Origin of the sequence: Streptomyces sp. MBT65 (genome assembly GCF_016612545.1) — a bacterium.
Taxonomy (GTDB): Bacteria; Actinomycetota; Actinomycetes; order Streptomycetales; family Streptomycetaceae; genus Streptomyces.
On sequence record NZ_JAENRY010000505.1, the window covers coordinates 1 to 3,315 of the forward strand.

The following is a 3,315-nucleotide window of genomic DNA, read 5'->3' on the forward strand; positions in this document are numbered from 1 at the left end:
CCCTCACCCCCGACACCACCCCGGACCCGCTCCCGACCCACCCGTCCTGGGACCTGCTCCACTGGTGCCCGGAAGCGTCGGCCGCGGCCCTGGACGACTCCCCGCTCGCGGTCGTCTGGCACTTCCGGCTCGAAGACACCGGCTCGCCCTCGGACCGTTGACAGGTGACCGACGGGGTCGGAGACTTGGGGTGAACCAGTCATGTGAACTAAATTTCACCAGGCGAACAGCCGGCCGCGGAGGGACACGAGCCCAGGGTCACCGGCGCAGGGACACCACTCGACGGTGCTCGCCCGAAGGGAACCCCGATGCGTACCACCGTCGGCATCATCGGAGCCGGCCCCGCCGGGCTCCTCCTCGCCCGGCTGCTGCACAACGCCGGGATCGACTCGGTCGTACTGGAGAGCCACGACCGGGACTACGTCGAGCACCGCCAGCGGGCCGGGATCCTCGAGCAGGGCACGGTCGACGTGCTGCGGGCGGCCGGGGCCGGGGAGCGGATGGACCGGGAGGGGCTGCGGCACGACGGGATCGAGCTGCGGTTCGACCGGAAGCGGCACCGGGTGGACTTCCCGGGCCTCACCGGCGGCCGTAGCGTCATGGTGTACGCGCAGACCGAGGTCTGCAAGGACCTGATCGCCCTCCAACTCAAGGCGGGCGGACCGCTGTTGTTCGAGGCCGAGGCCCTGGCGGTGGAGGGCGCGGACACGGAAAGCCCGCGCGTCCGCTTCCGGCACGAGGGCCGTGAGGACGTCCTCGACTGCGACTACGTCGTCGGCTGCGACGGCTTCTGGGGCGTCGCCCGCACCGCGATCCCCGCCGAACTCGCCCGCGTCTTCGAACGGTCGTACCCCTACGCCTGGCTCGGCATCCTCGCCGATGTGGCGCCCTCCCACGACGAGCTCGTCTACGCCCGCCACGACCGCGGCTTCGCCCTCCTCTCGATGCGCTCCCCGTCCGTCTCCCGGCTCTACCTCCAGGTGGCGGAGGACGCGGACCCCGACAGCTGGAGCGACGACGCCATCTGGGACGAACTGGAGCGCCGCTTCGAGACCGAGGACGACTGGCGGCTGGACCGTGGTCCCATCACCCAGAAGTCGGTCACCCCCATGCGCTCCTACGTCCACGAGCCCATGCGGTACGGCCGGCTCTTCCTCGCCGGCGACGCCGCGCACATCGTCCCGCCGACCGGGGCCAAGGGCCTCAACCTCGCCGTCGGCGACGTCGTCACCTTCGCGCGGGCCCTGACGTACAAGAAGAGGACGGGCAGCGAGGAACGGCTCGACGCGTACTCCGCCACCTGTCTGCGGCGGGTCTGGCAGGCCGAGCGGTTCTCCTACGACATGACGAGCCTGCTGCACCGCGCGCCCGACGCGACGGCCTTCGAGGGGCGGCTCCAGTCGGCCCGGCTGGAGCGGATCGCGTCCTCGCGGGCGGCCGAGACGGACCTCGCGGAGGCGTACACCGGGTTCCCCCTGGATGAACCCGATGAACAGGCATAAGGGCCCTCTAAGGCGGGCGTCACGGGTTGGTACCAGTGTCCACAGGGGGTGCGCTGCACCGCGTACCGTGGCAGGACGAGGGGAAGATCCTCCCCAAGAGGTAGGGTCAATCCTTTGCCTACCTATTACTCTTGAGGCCAAGGCCGCGCGAGGCGGCCATGGAGGAGTGAAATGAGGAGCAGAAACCCGGTCTTCTCGCGACGGGGGTTCAGCCGCGACAACGGCTACGCGGGCTTCAACACCGCGCCGCAGGCCGGGGGCCCCGCCGTAGGTACGCAGGGCAACCCCTACGCGGGCGGCAACCCGTACGCGCAGAACCCGTACGCCCAGCAGGACCTTCAGCAGGGCGCACCGCCCCAGGCCCCGGCCACCACCGGCCGGATGACCATGGACGACGTCGTCCAGCGCACCGGCATCACCCTCGGCACGCTGATCGTCACGGCCGCGCTCGCCTGGGCGCTGCTCCCGGTCGACGACGCCAACATCAACCGTTCGTACGGCATCGGGATCGGCGCCGCGCTGATCGCGATGGTGCTGGCGTTCGTCCAGTCCTTCAAGCGCAAGCCCGTCCCGGCGCTGATCCTGTCGTACGCCGCCCTGGAAGGCGTCTTCCTAGGCGTCGTCTCCAGCGTCGTCGACAACCGCATCGCGAGCGGCGCGGCCATGCAGGCTGTGATCGGCACGATGGCGGTCTTCGCCGGCGTGCTCATCGCCTACCGCGCGGGCTGGATCCGCGTGAACCGCCGCTTCTACGGCTTCGTGATGGCGGCCGCGCTCGGCTTCGTGCTGCTGATGGCGGTGAACCTGCTGTTCGCGGTGTTCGGCGGCGGTGACGGCCTCGGCTTCCGCAGCGGCCCGCTCGGCATCTTCTTCGGTGTCATCGGCATCATCCTCGGTGCGTGCTTCCTCGCCCTCGACTTCAAGCAGGTCGAGGACGGCATCGCGTACGGCGCCCCGAAGGAAGAGGCGTGGCTGGCGGCCTTCGGGCTCACGCTGACGCTGGTGTGGATCTACATGGAGTTCCTGCGGATCATCGCGATCCTCAACAGCAACGACTAGCCGACGGCAGGCTGATCCGCGAAAGGGCCCCGGGTTCGTCCCCGGGGCCCTTCGTCATGTCCGTAAGTCTGTGATGGGTCGGTCTGTGGTGCGCGCCTAGAGCAGTTTGCGCGCGGCCCTCCTCAGGTCGTACTCGTGAATGATCGCCTTGGCGTGGCCGTATGCGAGGTCGTGCTCGGCGCGGAGCCAGCTGACCTTCTCCTCGAAGCGGAAGAGGGCGGGGCCTTCGTCGACGGTGCGCAGCCAGTCGGACACTTCACGACCGGTGCAATGGGGGATGCGGGCGAGCATGTTGCGATGGGTCTCCTGGGAGAACACTTGGGACATCGGCGCCTCCGGACGCATGGGGTGTAAGCCGGTCCTTCAGGTCACCGTGCCTGAGCGTTCGCCCGTTGGCAACAGTCCCGGTACGGCGCGTAGTCTCGCGGCGTGGTGGATACGACGCGGTTGACTCAAGCGGTGGATCACTTTGCGGACCGGCTGCGGGCTGCGCCGCAGAGCCGTTTGCAACGGGGCGCTGCGGCGGAGGCGCTGGGGCTGGCCAGGGAGTTCGCCCTGTGGGCGCAGCGGGTGGAGGAGCCGTTGGGGGTTCCTCGGGAGATGCCGGACGCGGGGATGTTCGCGGCGGCCGATCAAATCACCGTGGCTGTGCATGACTTGGCGGTCGTCTTGGCGAATGACACGGAAGTCGACCAGGCGCTCGGGTTGGTCGCGGAGGCGCAGAAGAGGGCGGGGGTCTGAGGGGGGTTGGCGG

At 69.5% G+C, this 3,315-nt stretch carries 4 protein-coding genes; 3 read left to right on the forward strand and 1 reads right to left on the reverse strand.

Annotated elements, in window-relative coordinates:
• Window positions 1–308 precede the first annotated feature (308 nt).
• Together JHN63_RS49255 and JHN63_RS49260 are read left to right on the forward strand one after the other, a co-directional pair.
• Entirely contained in the window at window positions 309–1,502 is a 1,194-nt protein-coding gene (locus JHN63_RS49255) for a 4-hydroxybenzoate 3-monooxygenase (protein WP_200691656.1), read from the forward strand.
• 171 nt (window positions 1,503–1,673) lie between these two features.
• Window positions 1,674–2,561, forward strand: coding sequence for a Bax inhibitor-1/YccA family protein (locus JHN63_RS49260; protein ID WP_200691657.1), 888 nt, complete (start codon window positions 1,674–1,676; stop codon window positions 2,559–2,561).
• A gap of 96 nt (window positions 2,562–2,657) precedes the next feature.
• Here JHN63_RS49260 and JHN63_RS49265 read toward each other — a convergent pair whose 3' ends face one another.
• Complete coding sequence (locus JHN63_RS49265; protein ID WP_026151524.1) at window positions 2,658–2,888, reverse strand: DUF4287 domain-containing protein; 231 nt, start codon at window positions 2,886–2,888, stop codon at window positions 2,658–2,660.
• Window positions 2,889–2,990: 102 nt separating this feature from the next.
• On the opposite strand from JHN63_RS49265, the gene JHN63_RS49270 reads away from it, so the two are divergent.
• Window positions 2,991–3,302: a hypothetical protein gene (locus JHN63_RS49270; protein WP_200691658.1), complete on the forward strand. Its 312-nt coding sequence runs from the start codon at window positions 2,991–2,993 to the stop codon at window positions 3,300–3,302.
• Window positions 3,303–3,315: the final 13 nt, after the last annotated feature.

Excerpts from the sequence above, each read along its gene's own strand:
- JHN63_RS49255 (WP_200691656.1), top strand. The coding sequence starts at position 309 with ATGCGTACCACCGTCGGCATCATCGGAGCCGGCCCCGCCGGGCTCCTC.
- JHN63_RS49260 (WP_200691657.1), top strand. The coding sequence starts at position 1,674 with ATGAGGAGCAGAAACCCGGTCTTCTCGCGACGGGGGTTCAGCCGCGAC.
- JHN63_RS49265 (WP_026151524.1), bottom strand. The coding sequence starts at position 2,888 with ATGTCCCAAGTGTTCTCCCAGGAGACCCATCGCAACATGCTCGCCCGC.